The following is a 14,837-nucleotide window of genomic DNA, read 5'->3' on the forward strand; positions in this document are numbered from 1 at the left end:
CCCCTCTCACCCGCCACTCCCCAACCCCAACCCCAACCCCAACCCCGCCACCGCCCACCCCGCCTCCGCCCCCCTTTCCCGCCCCCACCCCGCAACTTCAGGGATAGTGCGGCCTCCTCATCCACCCGACCCAGCAACTTCTCGGAAGTTGCCCGGATCTTGAACGAGGAGCTGGGCGCGGGGCACGCCGAGAACGGCCCGACGGGACCCGAACGGGTCAGAGCGGGCCAGGGTCAGGGTGGGCCGGGGTCAGAGCGAGCCAGGGCCAGGAAAGGCGGGGCAGGCAGGGCCAACGGCAGAAACGGGCAGGATCAGGAAGGTCAGGACCAGGAAGGTCAGGACCAGGAAGGTCAGGACCAGGAAGGTCAGGACCAGGAAGGCCAGGACCAGGAAGGCCAGGACCAGGAGGGGCGGAGTCAGGAGGGGCGGGGGCAGCCAGGGTGGGGGGGCAGGCAGGGTGGAACCGGGCGGAGTCCGAAGTAGACACGCACCGGGGAACCCGACGCTGGGCAGCAGCCCTGAAGCCGTAACCCACGGTCGAACCCCGCCCATGTCAGGGTTTCCGGGGGAGCCCACTCGCGCAGGGATCAAGCCTGACCGCCCGGAGCGAGTGGGCTCCCCCGGAAACCCCCAAGAGCGAGCCGGAAAAACCCCCAAGAGCGAAGAGACTCAAACCCCCCTCGGATGCCACACGGTCTTCGTCTCCAGCAGCCACGTCATCCGGCCCAGGCCAGGATCCGCCAACCAGTCGTGATCAGCAGGCCGGCGCACCCGCTTGAGGTTCTCCGCGGCCTTGGCCTCCAGGTCGGCCGCCAACTCGGCGTCGGTCACCCCGGTCAGGTCGATCGCGTTGACGTCCATGTGCCCGGCCAGCGTCGGCACGGTCTCCGACAGGCGGCCGGTCAGGATGTTGACCACTCCGCCGGGCAGGTCGGAGGTGGCCAGCACCTCGGCCAGGGTCACCGCGGCCAGCGGTGCCGCCGGGGAGGCGGCCACCACCACGGTGTTGCCGGTGACGATCGCCGGGGCGATCACGCTGACCAGGCCGAGCAGCGCCGGAGCCTCGGGAGCCGCCACGGCCACCACGCCGGTCGGCTCGGGTGCGGAGAGGTTGAAGTAGGGCCCGGCCACCGGGTTCGCGCCGCCGTACACCTGGGACAGCTTGTCGGCCCAGCCGGCGTACCAGACCCAGCGGTCGGTCGCGACGTCGACCTCGTCGCCGGGCACGCCGAGCGCGACGAACTGCTCGCGCCGGCCCTCCAGCATCTCGGCCACCCGGTAGAGGATCTGACCCCGGTTGTACGCGGTCGCGCCGGCCCACCCCTTCACGGCCGCACGGGCGGCCAGCACGGCGTCCCGGGCGTCCTTCCGGGAGGCCAGCGACACGTTGGAGTCCTGCACGATGTACGACCGTCCCGACTCGCTACGCGGGAACTTCCCGCCGATGAAGAGTTTGTACGTCTTGCGTACCGCGACCCGCTCAGACATTGAGGTACGCCTCCAGCCCGTGCCGGCCGCCCTCGCGACCGTAGCCCGACTCCTTGTAGCCGCCGAACGGCGAGGTGGGGTCGAACTTGTTGAACGTGTTCGCCCAGACCACACCGGCGCGCAGCCGGTCGGCCAGCCACAGGATGCGGGAACCCTTCTCGGTCCAGATCCCGGCCGACAGCCCGTACGGCGTGTTGTTGGCCTTCTCCACGGCCTCGGCCGGGGTGCGGAAGGTGAGCACGGAGAGCACCGGGCCGAAGATCTCCTCCCGGGCGATCCGGTGCGCCTGGGTGACCCCGGTGAAGATGGTGGGCGCGAACCAGAAGCCCCGCTCGGGCAGCTCGCACGGCGGCGACCACGGCTGCGCGCCCTCGGCGGCACCGGCGGCGGTCAGCTCCCGGATCCGGGCGAGCTGGGCGGCCGAGTTGATCGCGCCGATGTCGGTGTTCTTGTCCAGCGGATCGCCGACCCGCAGCTGGGCCATCCGGCGCTTGAGCGACTCCAGCACCGTCTCGGCGACCGACTCCTGGACCAGCAGCCGGGAGCCGGCGCAGCAGACGTGCCCCTGGTTGAAGAAGATGCCGTTGACGATGCCCTCGACGGCCTGGTCGACCGGGGCGTCGTCGAAGACGATGTTGGCCGCCTTGCCGCCCAGCTCCAGGGTGAGCTTCTTGCGGCTGCCGGCGACCGCGCGGGCGATGGCCCGGCCGACGTCGGTGGAGCCGGTGAAGGCGACCTTGTCCACGCCCGGGTGCTCGACCAGGGCCCGGCCGGTCTCACCGGCGCCGGTGACGATGTTGACCACGCCGGCCGGCAGGTCGGCCTGCTGGCAGATCTCGGCGAAGAGCAGCGCGGTCAGCGGCGTGGTCTCGGCCGGCTTCAGCACCACCGTGTTGCCGGCGGCCAGCGCTGGCGCGATCTTCCAGGCCAGCATCAGCAGCGGGAAGTTCCACGGGATGACCTGCCCGGCCACGCCGAGAGGCTGCGGATCCGCGCCGAACCCGGCGTGCGGGAGCTTGTCGGCCCAGCCGGCGTAGTAGAAAAAGTGCGCGGCGACCAGCGGCAGGTCGACGTCCCGGGATTCCTTGATCGGCTTGCCGTTGTCCAGCGACTCCAGCACCGCCAGTTCGCGGGACCGCTCCTGGATGAGCCGGGCGATCCGGAACAGGTACTTGGCCCGGTCCCGGCCGGGCATCCGGCCCCAGACCTTCTGGTACGCCTTCCGGGCGGCGCGGACCGCGCGGTCCACGTCCGCGCTGCCACCCTCGGCGATCTCGGCGAGCGCCTCCTCGGAGGCCGGGTTGATCGACTTGAAGCTGCCGCCGTCGGCCGGGTCGACGAACTTGCCGTTGATGAACAGCCCGTAGGAGGTCTTGATGTCCACCACCGAGCGCGACTCGGGGGCGGGTGCGTATTCGAACATCGCGTTCAGTCCAGGGTGAAGTAGTCGGGGCCGGCGTAGACGCCGGTCGTCAGCTTGGTGCGCTGCATCAGCAGGTCGTTGAGGAGGCTGGAGGCACCGAAGCGGAACCAGTCCGGGTCCAGCCAGTCCGGCCCGACGGTCTCGTTGACCATGACCAGGTATTTGATCGCGTCCTTGGTGGTCTTGATACCGCCGGCCGGCTTGACGCCGACCTGCCGCCCGGTGGCGGTCCGGAAGTCGCGGACCGCCTCCAACATGACCAGGGTCACCGGCAGGGTGGCGGCGACCGGGACCTTGCCGGTGGAGGTCTTGATGAAGTCGCCGCCGGCCAGCATCGCCAACCAGGAGGCCCGGCGCACGTTGTCGTAGGTGGCCAGCTCGCCGGTCTCCAGGATCACCTTGAGGTGGGCGTCCCCGCAGGCTTCCTTGGTGGCGACGATCTCGTCGTACACCTCTGAGTAGCGGCCGGCCAGGAACGCGCCCCGGTTGATCACCATGTCGATCTCGTCGGCGCCGGCCGCGACGGCCGCGCGGGTGTCGGCGAGCTTGACCTCCAGCGGCGCCTGCCCGGATGGAAACGCGGTGGCAACGCTGGCCAGGTGAACGCCGGACCCGCGCAGCACCTCGGCCACGTACGGGACCATCGAGGGGTAGACGCAGACCGCGCCGACGTGTGGACAGGACGGATCGGCCGGGTCCGGTCGTAGGGCCTTGGCGGCGAGCGCCCGCACCTTGCCGGGGGTGTCCGCGCCTTCCAGCGTCGTCAGGTCGACCATGCGGATCGCGAGGTCGATCGCCTGGGCCTTGGCGGTGGTCTTGATGGATCGGGTGCCGAGTTGGGCTGCCCGCTGCTCCGCGCCGACCTGGTCCACGCCCGGTAGGCCGTGCAGGAAGGTCCGCAGAGCGGTTTCGGATCGTCCCAGCTCGGAGAGGTCCGACCGGGCCGACGTCGCTGTCGCCGTCATGCCCGGAAGTCTACGCAGGGCGGTGACGAGTGATCTTGGCCACTGCGGGCGGCCGGAGCGCTCGCGGGTGAGCGATGTCGCTGCTCCGGGCCGCGACCCGCGCGCCGGCATCCGCGCGGGGTAAGTTGAGCGACCGTGGACGTACTCGTCATTGACCACCCGCTCGCCCAGTCTCGGCTGACCGCAATGCGGGACGAACGGACCGATTCCGCATCGTTCCGGGCCGCACTGCACGAACTCACCACCATGCTGGTGTACGAGGCCGCGCGCTCCTTCCCGGTCGAGACGTACCCGGTGCAGACCCCGGTGACGGCCACCGAGGGCACCCGGCTGGCCAACCCGCCGCTGCTGGTGCCGGTGCTGCGGGCCGGCCTCGGCATGGCCGACGCCGCGCTGGCGCTGCTGCCGGAGTCGTCGATGGGCTTCGTCGGGCTGGCCCGCGACGAGGAGACGTTCGAGCCGCGCGCCTACATGGAGTCGCTGCCCCGGGACCTGAACGGCCTGCCGGTGCTGGTCCTCGACCCGATGCTGGCCACCGGCGGCTCGCTGGAGCACTGCTGCCGGCTGCTGGCCGAGCGCGGCTGCACCGACATCACCGTGCTCTGCGTGCTCGCCGCGCCGGCCGGCATCGAGCGGCTGAAGCGGTCCGGCCTGCCGCTGCGCCTGGTGACCGCCGCCATCGACGAGGGCCTCAACGACAGCATGTTCATCGTGCCCGGCCTCGGTGACGCGGGCGACCGGCAGTTCGGCGGCATGCCCCGCTTCTGATCCGCGCCGGCCGTCGGCTGTCGGCTCGTAGTCGTCGCGGGTGGCGGGTTTGTCCTGCGGGTGGTGGTGCCGAGGGGCTACCGTTCCGGGCCATGACTGGTGTTCCGCTCGCCGAGGAACTGCTCCTGCTCGCGTACGACGACGAGACCGGCAAGGCGACGATGCCTCGGATCAGCCTCGACCTGGGCATGGCCGCCGCGGTGTTGATCGAGCTGGCCCTGGCCGGGCGGATCGCGTACGCCGAGGGCACGCTGACGGTGGTCGACCCGACGCCGACGGGCGAGCCGGTCACCGACGACGTGCTGGCCCGGATCGCGGCGGACACGCCGCACAGCCCCTCCTCCTGGGTGCAGCGGCTCCGGCACGGCCTGCGCGACAAGGTCCTCGGCGACCTGTGCGAGCACGGCGTCGTCCGCGACGTCGACGAGACGGAGCTGGGTTTCATCCACGTACACCGCTATCCGGTGCTGGATCCGTCGGTGGAGGCGGAGACCCGCCAGCGGCTTGCCGCCGCGCTCACCGGCGCCGCCCCGGACGAGCGGACCGCCGCCCTGGCGACGCTGGTCGCCGTACTTCGGATGGAGGCGGCGCTCGGCGTCACCGGTGCGGCAGCGGTCGAGGCCCATCGCCGGCTTGAAGAGATCGCCACCGGTGCCGGCTTCTCCGGCGAGGTCGGCCTGGAGACCTCGGTGGTCCGTCCCTCGGTCGGCCTGGTGGTGGCCGCCCTCGGCCGCGCCGTCCAGGCCGCGCTCGGCCCGCGCCGCTGACCCGCCCGCCTCCCGCTTACCGCGTGCCCGGCCAGGCGGCGCTGGGTGGGCGGGCGTCAGTGGGGGAGTCGGTCGGTGCGGACGGCGCTGACGAAGGCGGACCAGGCGGCGGAAGCGACGGTCAGGGCCGGTGCGGTACTTGCTGTCGCGTACGGCGATGCCGGAGTCCAGCCCCTTCGAGCCCCGCTCATAGGCGGCGATCTCCGGAGGCTGGTCGAGGTAGAGCACGCCGGCGAGCCCTTCGACGTGGACCGTCGGCCGCTCCGGCCGGGCCGGCGGTGTTAATAGGGGGCCCTTCCTCTACCCCAGGCGTTAAGAAGGGGCCCTTCCTTACACGCCGAGGGCGTGCGCTGTTTCGGCGCGGAGCGTTGTTGCGGCGAGCGCCGCGCGGGTGCGGGCCGCGGCGACGTTGCCGTCGTCGACCGGTTCCACCACTTCCAGGTACGCCTTGAGCTTCGGCTCGGTGCCGGAGGGGCGGATCACCACCCGGGCACTCTCGGTGCGCAGGATCACCACGTCCGCCTCGGGGAGCAGGTCCTGTGCCGCGGTGACCGGCTGGCCGAGCAGGGTGCCCGGAGTGGCGGCCCGGATCCGAGCCATCGCGTCGGCGATCAGCCGCAGGTCGTCGACGCGTACCGAGAGCTGGTCGGTGTGGTGCACGCCGAACTCGGCGGCCAGCTCGTCCAGCCGGTCGGTGAGGGTGCGGCCCTGCGCCTTGAGGGCGGCGGCCAGCTCGGCCACGGTCAGCGCGGCGGTGATGCCGTCCTTGTCCCGGACGTGCTCCGGGGCGATGCAGTAGCCGAGCGCCTCCTCGTAGCCGAAGACCAGCGGTTCGGCTCCGCCGCCCGCCCGCACGATCCACTTGAACCCGGTCAGCGTCTCGTCGTACGGCAGCCCCCGCGCGGCGCACATCGCCCGCAGCAGCGACGACGAGACGATGGTGGTGGCGTAGAGCCCGGTCACCCCGCGCCGCATCAGGTGGTCGGCGAGCAGCGCACCCACCTCGTCCCCGCGCAGCATCCGCCAGCCCGGTCCGCCGTCACCATCCGTCAGGCCGGCTCCGCCGTCAGCATCCGTTATGCCGGCTCCGCCGTCAGCGCCGGACCCGGCTCGGGCGTGTGGCGTGTCGGCACCGGTGGCCGTGTCCCGGACGGCGACCGCGCAGCGGTCGGCGTCCGGGTCGTTGGCGATGGCGAGGTCCGCGCCGGTGGCGTCGGCGAGCGCGACGAGCCGGTCCACCGCGCCCGGCTCCTCCGGGTTGGGGAAGCTCACGGTCGGGAAGTCCGGGTCCGGTTCGGCCTGGTCGGGCACCACGCCGGGGACCGGGAAGCCGGCCGCCGCGAAGGCCGCCGTGAGCACCGCCGCACCGACGCCGTGCAGCGGGGTGTACGCCACGGTCAGGTCCCGGGGGCCGCCCGGCGAGCAGACCTGCACCGCCCGAGCCACGTACGCGGCGACCAGGTCGTCGCCGAGCAGCTGCCCGGCGGGGCCGAGCGGCACCTCGGCCAGCGGGCCGACCGCCCGGATGGCCGCCTCGATGCCGGTGTCGGCCGGCGGCACGATCTGTGCCCCGGCGCCCAGCTCCCCGCCCAACTCGGCGCCGAGATAGACCTTGTAGCCGTTGTCCTGCGGCGGGTTGTGGCTGGCGGTCACCATCACCCCGGCGACCGCGCCCAGGTGCCGCACCGCGTACGCGAGCACCGGGGTGGGCAGCGGGCGGGGGAGCAGCAGCGCCGGGCGTCCGGCCCCGGTGGCCACCCGGGCGGTCTGTTCGGCGAAGGCGTGCGAGCCACGCCGGGCGTCGTACCCGATCACCAGGGGGCCGGTGCCGCCCTGGGCCGCGAGCCAGGCGACCAGCCCGGCGGCGGCCTGGGTGACCACCGCGAGGTTCATCCCGTTGGGGCCGGCGCGCAGCGGCCCACGTAGCCCGGCCGTGCCGAAGGTCAGCGGCCCGGCGAACCGGTCGGCCAACTCCGGCGCGCTGGTCGGGAGTAGGTCGAGCACCGCCCGCAGCTCCGCCCGGTCGGCCGGGTCGGGGTCGTCGGCGAGCCAGCGCTCGGCCCGCTCGCGGATGGTGTCGATGTCAGTGGTCTCCGCCGCCATTGGCCCTTGATAGCACGGCGACGGATCACCACGGACGCGTGCCCCGGCTCAGCCTGCGGAGGTGAGCTGGAAGGACTTGACCATCTCCTCGTAGATCGGCTTGCTCTCCTCGAACTGGGCGTCGTTCGAGGTGAGGTAGAAGGAGTAGATCCGCCCGTCGTGGGCCACCCCGTGCCACACCCCGTGCCGCATGCTCTCGCCCTCGCCGCAGGTGTACTCGAACTCGGCCGAGGGCTTGCCGGCCAGCTCCTTCTCGGCCATGGAGATCTGGGTGTACGGCCGGACGCAGCTGGTCGACGTGGTCTTCAGGCGGTTCTCGGCGCCCTGCGCCCAACGGGTGGAGCTGCCGCTGTATCGCTCGTTGAGGATGCGTACCCGGCGACCGTTGTCCTCGGGGTCGGTGTAGTCGATGTAGACGGCGCCTGAGGGGGCGGTCCGCTTCCAGCCCTTGGGCACCAGCACCTGGATGCCGCGCGCCGAGTGCTCCTGCATCTCGATGCCGGGGCCTTCGTCGGCGGTGCTGGACGGCTCGGCTACCGGGCTGGTGGGCGTGTCGCCATTACCGGTGAACGCCACGATGCTGACCAGCAGCAGCACCGCGAGGCCACCGGCCGCGGCCAGCTGCACCTTGCGCGGCCAGCCCTTCACCGTGCCGACCAGGCGGGTGCCGGTGGCCTTCGCCTTGTCGAGCGGGCCATCGCCGCCGCCGGTCGGGGCGGAAGCGCCGTACGGCTGGCTGGGCGCCGCCGGCCACCGGCCGCCGTAGTCGCCGCCGAGCCGCTGGGTCGCCTCCGGCTGGCCGGAGAAGCCGTACGTGCCGGCCGTTCCGGCGCCGATCCGCTGGGTGGCGTCGGCCCCGATGCGTTGGGTGGCGTCCGCGCCGATGCGTTGGGTGGCGTCCGCGCCGCCGTAGGTGCGACCCGTCGGCGCAGACGTGGCGGCACCCTGCTGCGGGCGGGCCAGTGCGTCGGCGCTGGTGTCCTCCATCGCGCCGGCGCTGGCCGCGGCGGCCTGGCCGGGGTGCTCGCCCCGGCGCAGCGCGGCCAGCCGGTCGGTCAGCGACTCGCCGGCGGCGAGCATCGCCCGGCCGCCGATCTGCCCGGAGGGCGTGGGCTTCGCCGGTGCGGCCGGCGCGGTGACCGGCGCGGGTTGCGGCACCTGCATCACCGAGTACGGGTCGGTCATCGAGTTGACCGCGGCGGCGGTGCTGCTCAGCGGCCCGGCGAGCAGTTCGCGCAGCATGGCGCGGGCGGTGTGCACGTCGAGCCGGCGGGCCGGGTCCTTCTCCAGCAGGCCCATCAGCACCCGGGTCAGCGAACCGCTGCGCTGCGGCGGGGCCGGCGGGTCCTCCACCACCGCGTGCATGGTCTCGATCGGGTCGCCGCGGTCGAAGGGCGGCCGGCCCTCGACCGCGGTGTAGAGCGTCACGCCGAGCGAGAAGAGGTCGCTGGGCGGGCCGAACTCCTGCCCCATGGCCCGTTCCGGCGAGATGAAGTGCGGCGAGCCGAGCACCATGCCCGGCGTGGTGAGCTGCACGTCGGTGGGCATCCGGGCGACGCCGAAGTCGGTCAGCACGCAGCGCCCGTCGGAGCCGATCAGCACGTTGGCGGGCTTGACGTCGCGGTGCAACACACCGATCGCGTGGGCCACCTCCAGCGCGCCGAGCAGCGCGATCCCGATCTTGGCGACCACCCGCTGGGCGATCGGCCCGTCCTCGATCACCATGTCGGCGAGGCTGCGGGCGTCGAGCAGCTCCATCACGATCCACGGCCGGCCACCCTCGGTGACCACGTCGTACACCTGCACCACCGCCGGGTGGGCGATGGCGGCTGCCGCACGGGCCTCGCGCAGGGTGCGTTCGTACATCGCGTCGCGGTCGCTCGGGGCCAGGCCCGGCGGGAGGACGACCTCCTTGACCGCCACGTCGCGGCGCAGAAGTGTGTCTGTGGCCCGCCAGACCGTACCCATGCCACCGTTGCCCACCGTGGAGCGCAACGAGTACCGGTCACCGATGACGGTGCCGGGTGTCGCGCGCGCGTTGGTGGGGGTGCTGACTGGTCCGCCGCTCCACGTCGGGATCTGAGTCACAGAAAAGCCACCGGGGGAAATCGAGAGGGCTGGGACACAACCCCCCTATCTTGCTGGTTCAGACGCCCGATGCGAAAGCCGGCGCGACGGACGATTACCATACTCGACGGTACGTGTTCGGCTCCTCACCTCTTGTCGTCGCTGGTCGGCGCGGTGTCGTCGCCGGTCGGCGGGGTGTCGTCGCCAGCTGGCGCGGTGTGCGGTATCCCTCACCCAGCCAGCGGCCCGATCGTCCTACCATCCGGTGATGAGCGAGCGGCGGTCGAGCGAGTCCGGTTTCCCGATCAAGGGCGTCTACACGGCGTCCGACCTTCCGGGCGATCTGGATTCCCGGCTGGGCGCGCCGGGCGAGTACCCGTACACCCGCGGGGTCTACCCGACCATGTACACCTCCCGTCCCTGGACCATGCGCCAGTACGCCGGCTTCGGCACCGCCACCGAGTCCAACGCGCGCTACCACCAGTTGTTGCGGGCCGGCACGATGGGTCTCTCGGTCGCCTTCGACCTGCCCACCCAGATGGGCTACGACTCCGACGACCCGATCGCGCACGGCGAGGTGGGCAAGGTCGGCGTGGCCATTGACTCGATCGAGGACATGCGGCTGCTCTTCGACGGCATCCCGCTGGACAAGGTCTCCACCTCGATGACGATCAACGCACCCGGCTCGGTGCTGCTCCTGCTCTACCAGCTGGTGGCCGAGGAGAACGGGGTGCCGGGCGCGGCGCTCAACGGCACCATCCAGAACGACATCCTCAAGGAGTACATCGCCCGGGGGACGTACATCTTCCCGCCGAAGCCCTCGCTGCGGCTGGTCGCCGACACGTTCGGCTACTGCCGGACCGAGGTGCCCAAGTGGAACACCATCTCCATCTCGGGCTACCACATGGCCGAGGCGGGCGCCTCCCCGGTCCAGGAGATCGCCTTCACGCTGGCCAACGGCGTCGAGTACGTGCGGGCCGCGATCGCCGCCGGGCTGGCCGTGGACGACTTCGCCCCTCGGCTGTCGTTCTTCTTCGTCGCCCGGACCACCCTGCTGGAGGAGGTGGCGAAGTTCCGGGCGGCCCGGCGGATCTGGGCCCGGCTGATGCGCGACGAGTTCGGGGCGCGCAACCCCAAGTCGCTGATGCTGCGCTTCCACACCCAGACCGCCGGTGTGCAGCTGACCGCCCAGCAGCCCGAGGTGAACCTGGTCCGGGTGGCGGTGCAGGGGCTCGGCGCGGTGCTCGGCGGCACCCAGTCGCTGCACACCAACAGCTTCGACGAGGCGATCGCCCTGCCCACCGAGAAGGCGGCCCGGCTGGCGCTGCGTACCCAGCAGGTGCTGGCGTATGAGACGGACCTCACCGGCACCGTCGACCCGTTCGCCGGCTCCTACGTGGTGGAGGCGATGACCGCCGAGATCGAGGCGGCGGCGGACGCGCTGATGGGCCGGGTCTTCGAGCACGGGTCGGCGGTGGACGCCATCGAGGCGGGTTTCCAGAAGCGGGAGATCGAGCAGTCCGCGTACCGGATCGCGCAGGAGATCGACTCGGGTGAGCGGGTGGTGGTCGGGCTCAACCGGTTCGCCATCGACGCCGAGGAGCCGTACGAGCCGCTGCGGGTCGACCCGACGATCGAGGCGGCGCAGGGCGAACGGCTGGCCAAGCTGCGCGCCGAGCGCGATGGCATCGCCGTCGAGCGGGCGCTGGCCGAGCTGCGTACGGCCGCGTCGGGCACCGGTAACGTGTTGTACCCGATGAAGGCGGCGCTGCGCGAGCGCGCCACCGTCGGTGAGGTGTGCGGGGCGCTGCGCGAGGTGTGGGGGCTGTACCGCCCGACCGACCGGTTCTGAACCGGCTCGGAGCGGCCTTCCGCTCGCGGAGCGTGTCGGGGCGGCCGTCCCGGGTACTCCCTCCCGGGTGATCTCTTCGACGCACAGATTGTGCGGTCGCCGGCTGCCCGAACGTGTGAATGTCCACGGGTCTCCGTTGCCAAGAGTGGTCGGGTAATTGTCGTACCGTCAGTTCATCGGCGTGACTAATGCGACAATTCGGAACGACGGCGAAGGGTTTCAAAGAGATTCCTGGCCAGTTGGCACGGTTACGCGTTGTAGGAGGTGAGGAGTGGATGACGGCGTTCGACCGCGATCTACCTGCTGTCCCGCTCACCTGCGGGCGCTCTCAGCAGGGCATACGTGACGCTGTGCGGTCCGATCATCACCGGAACGAGGTTGCGCAGCGTTACCGTCGGGGGTCTACGCTGTCTGCTGTCCCGGATGATCCATCCATTTCTAGTGATCGAGAAGAATTCGACGTGACGAGTGCGTTGACGATGCCGACCGGCAACCAGCTGGCGCCGTCCTGGCCGGAGGCGCTGTCCGGTGCCCAACCCCTGCCCTTCGAGCTGGACCACCTGCTCGCCCTCCGGGTACCGGGCCTGATCGCTACCCGCCGTCATATTCACTCACACCCCGAGCTCTCCGGCACCGAGTTCGAGACCGCCGCGCTGATCGCCCGGGAACTCTCCCTGGCCGGGCTGAACCCCCGCCTGCTGCCCAAGGGCAACGGGGTCATCTGCGACATCGACGGCCGCCCGGACGGGCCGGTGATCGCGCTGCGCGCCGACATCGACGCACTGCCGCTGACCGACGTGAAGGACGTGCCGTACCGCTCCACCGTGGACGGCGTCTGCCACGCCTGCGGCCACGACGTGCACACCACGGTCATGCTCGGCGTCGGCATGCTGCTCGCGCAGCTCGCCGACCTGGGCGAGCTGCCCGGTCGGGTCCGGCTGATCTTCCAGCCCGCCGAGGAGATCCTGCCCTGCGGCTCGCTGGAGGTGATCGAGGCCGGCGGCCTCGACGACGTGGTGCAGATCTTCGCGGTGCACTGCGACCCGAGCCTGCCGGTTGGCAAGGTCGGACTGCGGGTGGGGCCGATCACTGCCGCCGCCGACAACGTCAGCGTCCGGCTCACCGGGCCGGGTGGCCACACCGCCCGCCCGCACCTGACCGTCGACCTGGTCGACGCCCTCGGCCGGCTCATCACCGAGGTGCCCGCCCTGGTCAGCCGGCGGGTGCCGGCGAACAGCGGCCTGCTGCTGGTCTTCGGCCACGCCTCCGCCGGCACCCGGTACAACGTCATCCCCTCCGAGGCCTCCGCCTCCGGCACCCTGCGGGTGATGGACCGCGAGGCATGGGAGCTGGCCCCGAAGATCGTTTCTCAGGTGGTCCGGGACGTCATCGCCCCGACCGGGGCCACGGTCGACCTGGAGTACCTGCGCGGACGTCCGCCGGTCTGCAACGACGCGGCGGCCATCAAGGTGCTGACCGCGGCGACCACCACCGCGCTCGGCCCGGAGGGCGTCGCAGAGACCCCGCAGAGCATGGGCGGCGAGGACTTCTCCTGGTACCTGGAGTACGTCCCCGGCGCGCTGGCCCGGCTCGGGGTCGGCCGCTCCGGGCCGAACGTGGACCTGCACCGGGCGTCGTTCGACGTGGACGAACGGGCCATCCCGGCGGGCGTACGGCTCATGGTGCAGACCGCGCTCCAGGCACTGGCGGCGGCGCGCTGACGCCCGCCGGTGGCGGCGCGCCGACCGGCGCGACCGGAGCCGGTGCCACCGGCCGGCTCCGGCGGCGTCGACGGCTCAGCCACCACAGTGCCCCCAGCGGTACGCCGAACGCCAGCAGCCACGGCAGGACCGCCCCGAGCACGGTGAGCAGCACGGTCATCGAGGTCAGGAAGACCTTCCAGCCGCCCTTGAGCCCGACCAGGAAGCCGAGCTGGTTCTCCTCCTCGGCGGTGCTCGCCTCCGGCCCCACCAGGGTGACGGTGATCGTGGAGAGCGCGGTCAGGTCGCCCAGCCGCCGCTTCTTCGCCTCCAACGAGGCGAGGTCGGCCTCCCGGCGGCCCAGCTCGTTCTCCACGGTCACCAGGTCACCGATCGAGCTGGCCTGGGCGAGCAGCCGTCGCGCGCTCTCCACCCGGGCCCGCTGGCTGGTGATCCGCGCGTCGAGGTCGATGGTCTCCTCGGTCACGTCCTGGGTGTCGATCTGCCGGCGCTGCGGGACGCCGAGGCCCGCCAGCTGCTCCACGACCGCGTAGAACCGGTCCGCCGGCACCCGCAGCTGCAACTCCGCCACCGCGTCGGCGTCGACGCTGCGCCGCTGGTCCCCGCCGACGAAACCACCGGCCCGGGTGGCCGTGGCGACGGCGTCCCGCGCGGCGGTCTCCACATCGTCCACCTTCACCTGGATCGATCCGGTGTAGATGATCGACCGCTGGTCGACCCGGGTGTCCGCGGCACCCGCGCCGGCCTGCTCCGGCACCCTGCCCGTGTCGCCACCCGCCTCGGCCGGCGCGGCGACGCCGCCGGCCGCGTTGTCCGATGTCGCCGCAGAGTCGTCGCTGCCACTACTGCTGCAACCGGCCAACACCAGCAGCGTGAGCAGCGCCGCCAGCGCCGTCGTGCGGTGCCGGCGGATTCCTCTCACAGCCATCCCCGTTCCCCTTTCGTCTTTGCCCGCATCGAGGTGTTAGCTCGGACGCCACGCACCACCCCACGGGTTCCGGCAGACTGCGCTCAGGACGTCACGATTCGATATGGGAGGCATCACGATGCGGCTCACCAAGTACGCCCACTCGTGCCTGCGGGTCGAGCACGATGGGGGAGTGCTGGTCGTCGATCCCGGAGTGTTCAGCGAACCGGCCGTGGCGCTGGACGGGGCCGACGCGGTGCTGATCACCCACGAGCACCCCGACCACCTCGACGTCGAGGCGGTCAACCGGCAGCTGGCGCGGCGTCCCTTCGTCATCCACGGCCCAGCCTCGTTGGCCGGCCCGCTCGGTGACGCGGCCGAGGTGCTGCGCCCGGTCAACCCCGGGGAATCGTTCACCGCCGCCGGTGTCCCGGTACGCGCCCACGGCGGGCGGCACGCGGTGATCCACCCCGACATCCCGGTGGTGGAGAACCTCGGCTATCTGATCAACGACATCGCCTACCACCCGGGAGACTCCCTCGTCGTCCCGGACGACGTGCAGGTCGACACCCTCTTCGCACCGATCCACGCGCCCTGGTCGAAGTTCTCCGAGGTGGTCGACTTCATCCGCGCGGTGGCCCCGCGCCGGGTCTTCGCGCTGCACGACGCCCTGCTCAACGACCGCGGCTACGCGGTGCTCGACCGGCAGTACACGGCCCTGTCCGGCAGCGAATACCGACGGCTGGATCCGGGCAGCAGGATCGACGGCTGAGCCG

Annotated in this window: 11 protein-coding genes; 5 read left to right on the top strand and 6 right to left on the bottom strand. The window is 71.9% G+C overall.

All coding sequences use genetic code 11. The features are described 5' to 3' along the window. Positions 1 to 669: 669 nt before the first annotated feature. The 3 genes from ACQPYA_RS04830 to deoC are packed head-to-tail and all read right to left on the bottom strand — an operon-like array spanning position 670 to position 3,876. The gene (locus ACQPYA_RS04830; protein ID WP_433531435.1) at positions 670 to 1,488 is read right to left on the bottom strand and encodes an aldehyde dehydrogenase family protein; all 819 of its coding nucleotides are present in this window, start codon (positions 1,486 to 1,488) and stop codon (positions 670 to 672) included. Beyond that, positions 1,481 to 2,911 carry an aldehyde dehydrogenase family protein gene (locus tag ACQPYA_RS04835; protein ID WP_433531436.1) on the bottom strand — a complete coding sequence of 477 codons (1,431 nt, stop codon included), beginning with the start codon at positions 2,909 to 2,911 and terminating at the stop codon, positions 1,481 to 1,483. The genes ACQPYA_RS04830 and ACQPYA_RS04835 overlap by 8 nt, the downstream gene beginning before the upstream one ends. Before the next feature lie 5 nt (positions 2,912 to 2,916). Then, positions 2,917 to 3,876 carry a deoxyribose-phosphate aldolase gene (gene deoC, locus ACQPYA_RS04840; protein WP_433531437.1) on the bottom strand — a complete coding sequence of 320 codons (960 nt, stop codon included), beginning with the start codon at positions 3,874 to 3,876 and terminating at the stop codon, positions 2,917 to 2,919. A gap of 135 nt (positions 3,877 to 4,011) precedes the next feature. Between deoC and upp the strand changes: the two genes are divergently transcribed. Together upp and ACQPYA_RS04850 are read left to right on the top strand one after the other, a co-directional pair. Beyond that, entirely contained in the window at positions 4,012 to 4,644 is a 633-nt protein-coding gene (gene upp, locus ACQPYA_RS04845) for a uracil phosphoribosyltransferase (protein WP_433531438.1), read from the top strand. Positions 4,645 to 4,736: 92 nt separating this feature from the next. Continuing rightward, complete coding sequence (locus tag ACQPYA_RS04850) at positions 4,737 to 5,411, top strand: GOLPH3/VPS74 family protein (protein ID WP_433531439.1); 675 nt, start codon at positions 4,737 to 4,739, stop codon at positions 5,409 to 5,411. A gap of 330 nt (positions 5,412 to 5,741) precedes the next feature. Here ACQPYA_RS04850 and ACQPYA_RS04855 read toward each other — a convergent pair whose 3' ends face one another. Together ACQPYA_RS04855 and ACQPYA_RS04860 are read right to left on the bottom strand one after the other, a co-directional pair. After that, entirely contained in the window at positions 5,742 to 7,514 is a 1,773-nt protein-coding gene (locus tag ACQPYA_RS04855) for a phospho-sugar mutase (protein ID WP_433531440.1), read from the bottom strand. A gap of 48 nt (positions 7,515 to 7,562) precedes the next feature. Continuing rightward, positions 7,563 to 9,602 carry a serine/threonine-protein kinase gene (locus ACQPYA_RS04860; protein ID WP_433531441.1) on the bottom strand — a complete coding sequence of 680 codons (2,040 nt, stop codon included), beginning with the start codon at positions 9,600 to 9,602 and terminating at the stop codon, positions 7,563 to 7,565. Positions 9,603 to 9,849: 247 nt separating this feature from the next. Between ACQPYA_RS04860 and ACQPYA_RS04865 the strand changes: the two genes are divergently transcribed. Continuing rightward, positions 9,850 to 11,433 (top strand): acyl-CoA mutase large subunit family protein, encoded by a 1,584-nt coding sequence (locus tag ACQPYA_RS04865; protein WP_433531442.1) that lies wholly within the window; start codon positions 9,850 to 9,852, stop codon positions 11,431 to 11,433. 461 nt (positions 11,434 to 11,894) lie between these two features. Then, entirely contained in the window at positions 11,895 to 13,154 is a 1,260-nt protein-coding gene (locus ACQPYA_RS04870; RefSeq protein WP_433531443.1) for an amidohydrolase, read from the top strand. On the opposite strand, the gene ACQPYA_RS04875 is transcribed toward ACQPYA_RS04870, so the two are convergent. Beyond that, entirely contained in the window at positions 13,111 to 14,082 is a 972-nt protein-coding gene (locus tag ACQPYA_RS04875; protein WP_433531444.1) for a DUF4349 domain-containing protein, read from the bottom strand. The genes ACQPYA_RS04870 and ACQPYA_RS04875 overlap by 44 nt on opposite strands. A gap of 118 nt (positions 14,083 to 14,200) precedes the next feature. On the opposite strand from ACQPYA_RS04875, the gene ACQPYA_RS04880 reads away from it, so the two are divergent. Then, entirely contained in the window at positions 14,201 to 14,833 is a 633-nt protein-coding gene (locus tag ACQPYA_RS04880) for an MBL fold metallo-hydrolase (protein WP_433531445.1), read from the top strand. Positions 14,834 to 14,837 lie beyond the last annotated feature (4 nt).

This window comes from Micromonospora sp. CA-263727 (assembly GCF_050942455.1).
Lineage (GTDB): Bacteria > Actinomycetota > Actinomycetes > Mycobacteriales > Micromonosporaceae > Micromonospora.

Coding starts and splice junctions, on each gene's coding strand:
- ACQPYA_RS04830 (WP_433531435.1), bottom strand. CDS start 1,488: ATGTCTGAGCGGGTCGCGGTACGCAAGACGTACAAACTCTTCATCGGC.
- ACQPYA_RS04835 (WP_433531436.1), bottom strand. CDS start 2,911: ATGTTCGAATACGCACCCGCCCCCGAGTCGCGCTCGGTGGTGGACATC.
- deoC (WP_433531437.1), bottom strand. CDS start 3,876: ATGACGGCGACAGCGACGTCGGCCCGGTCGGACCTCTCCGAGCTGGGA.
- ACQPYA_RS04850 (WP_433531439.1), top strand. CDS start 4,737: ATGACTGGTGTTCCGCTCGCCGAGGAACTGCTCCTGCTCGCGTACGAC.
- ACQPYA_RS04855 (WP_433531440.1), bottom strand. CDS start 7,514: ATGGCGGCGGAGACCACTGACATCGACACCATCCGCGAGCGGGCCGAG.
- ACQPYA_RS04865 (WP_433531442.1), top strand. CDS start 9,850: ATGAGCGAGCGGCGGTCGAGCGAGTCCGGTTTCCCGATCAAGGGCGTC.
- ACQPYA_RS04875 (WP_433531444.1), bottom strand. CDS start 14,082: ATGGCTGTGAGAGGAATCCGCCGGCACCGCACGACGGCGCTGGCGGCG.
- ACQPYA_RS04880 (WP_433531445.1), top strand. CDS start 14,201: ATGCGGCTCACCAAGTACGCCCACTCGTGCCTGCGGGTCGAGCACGAT.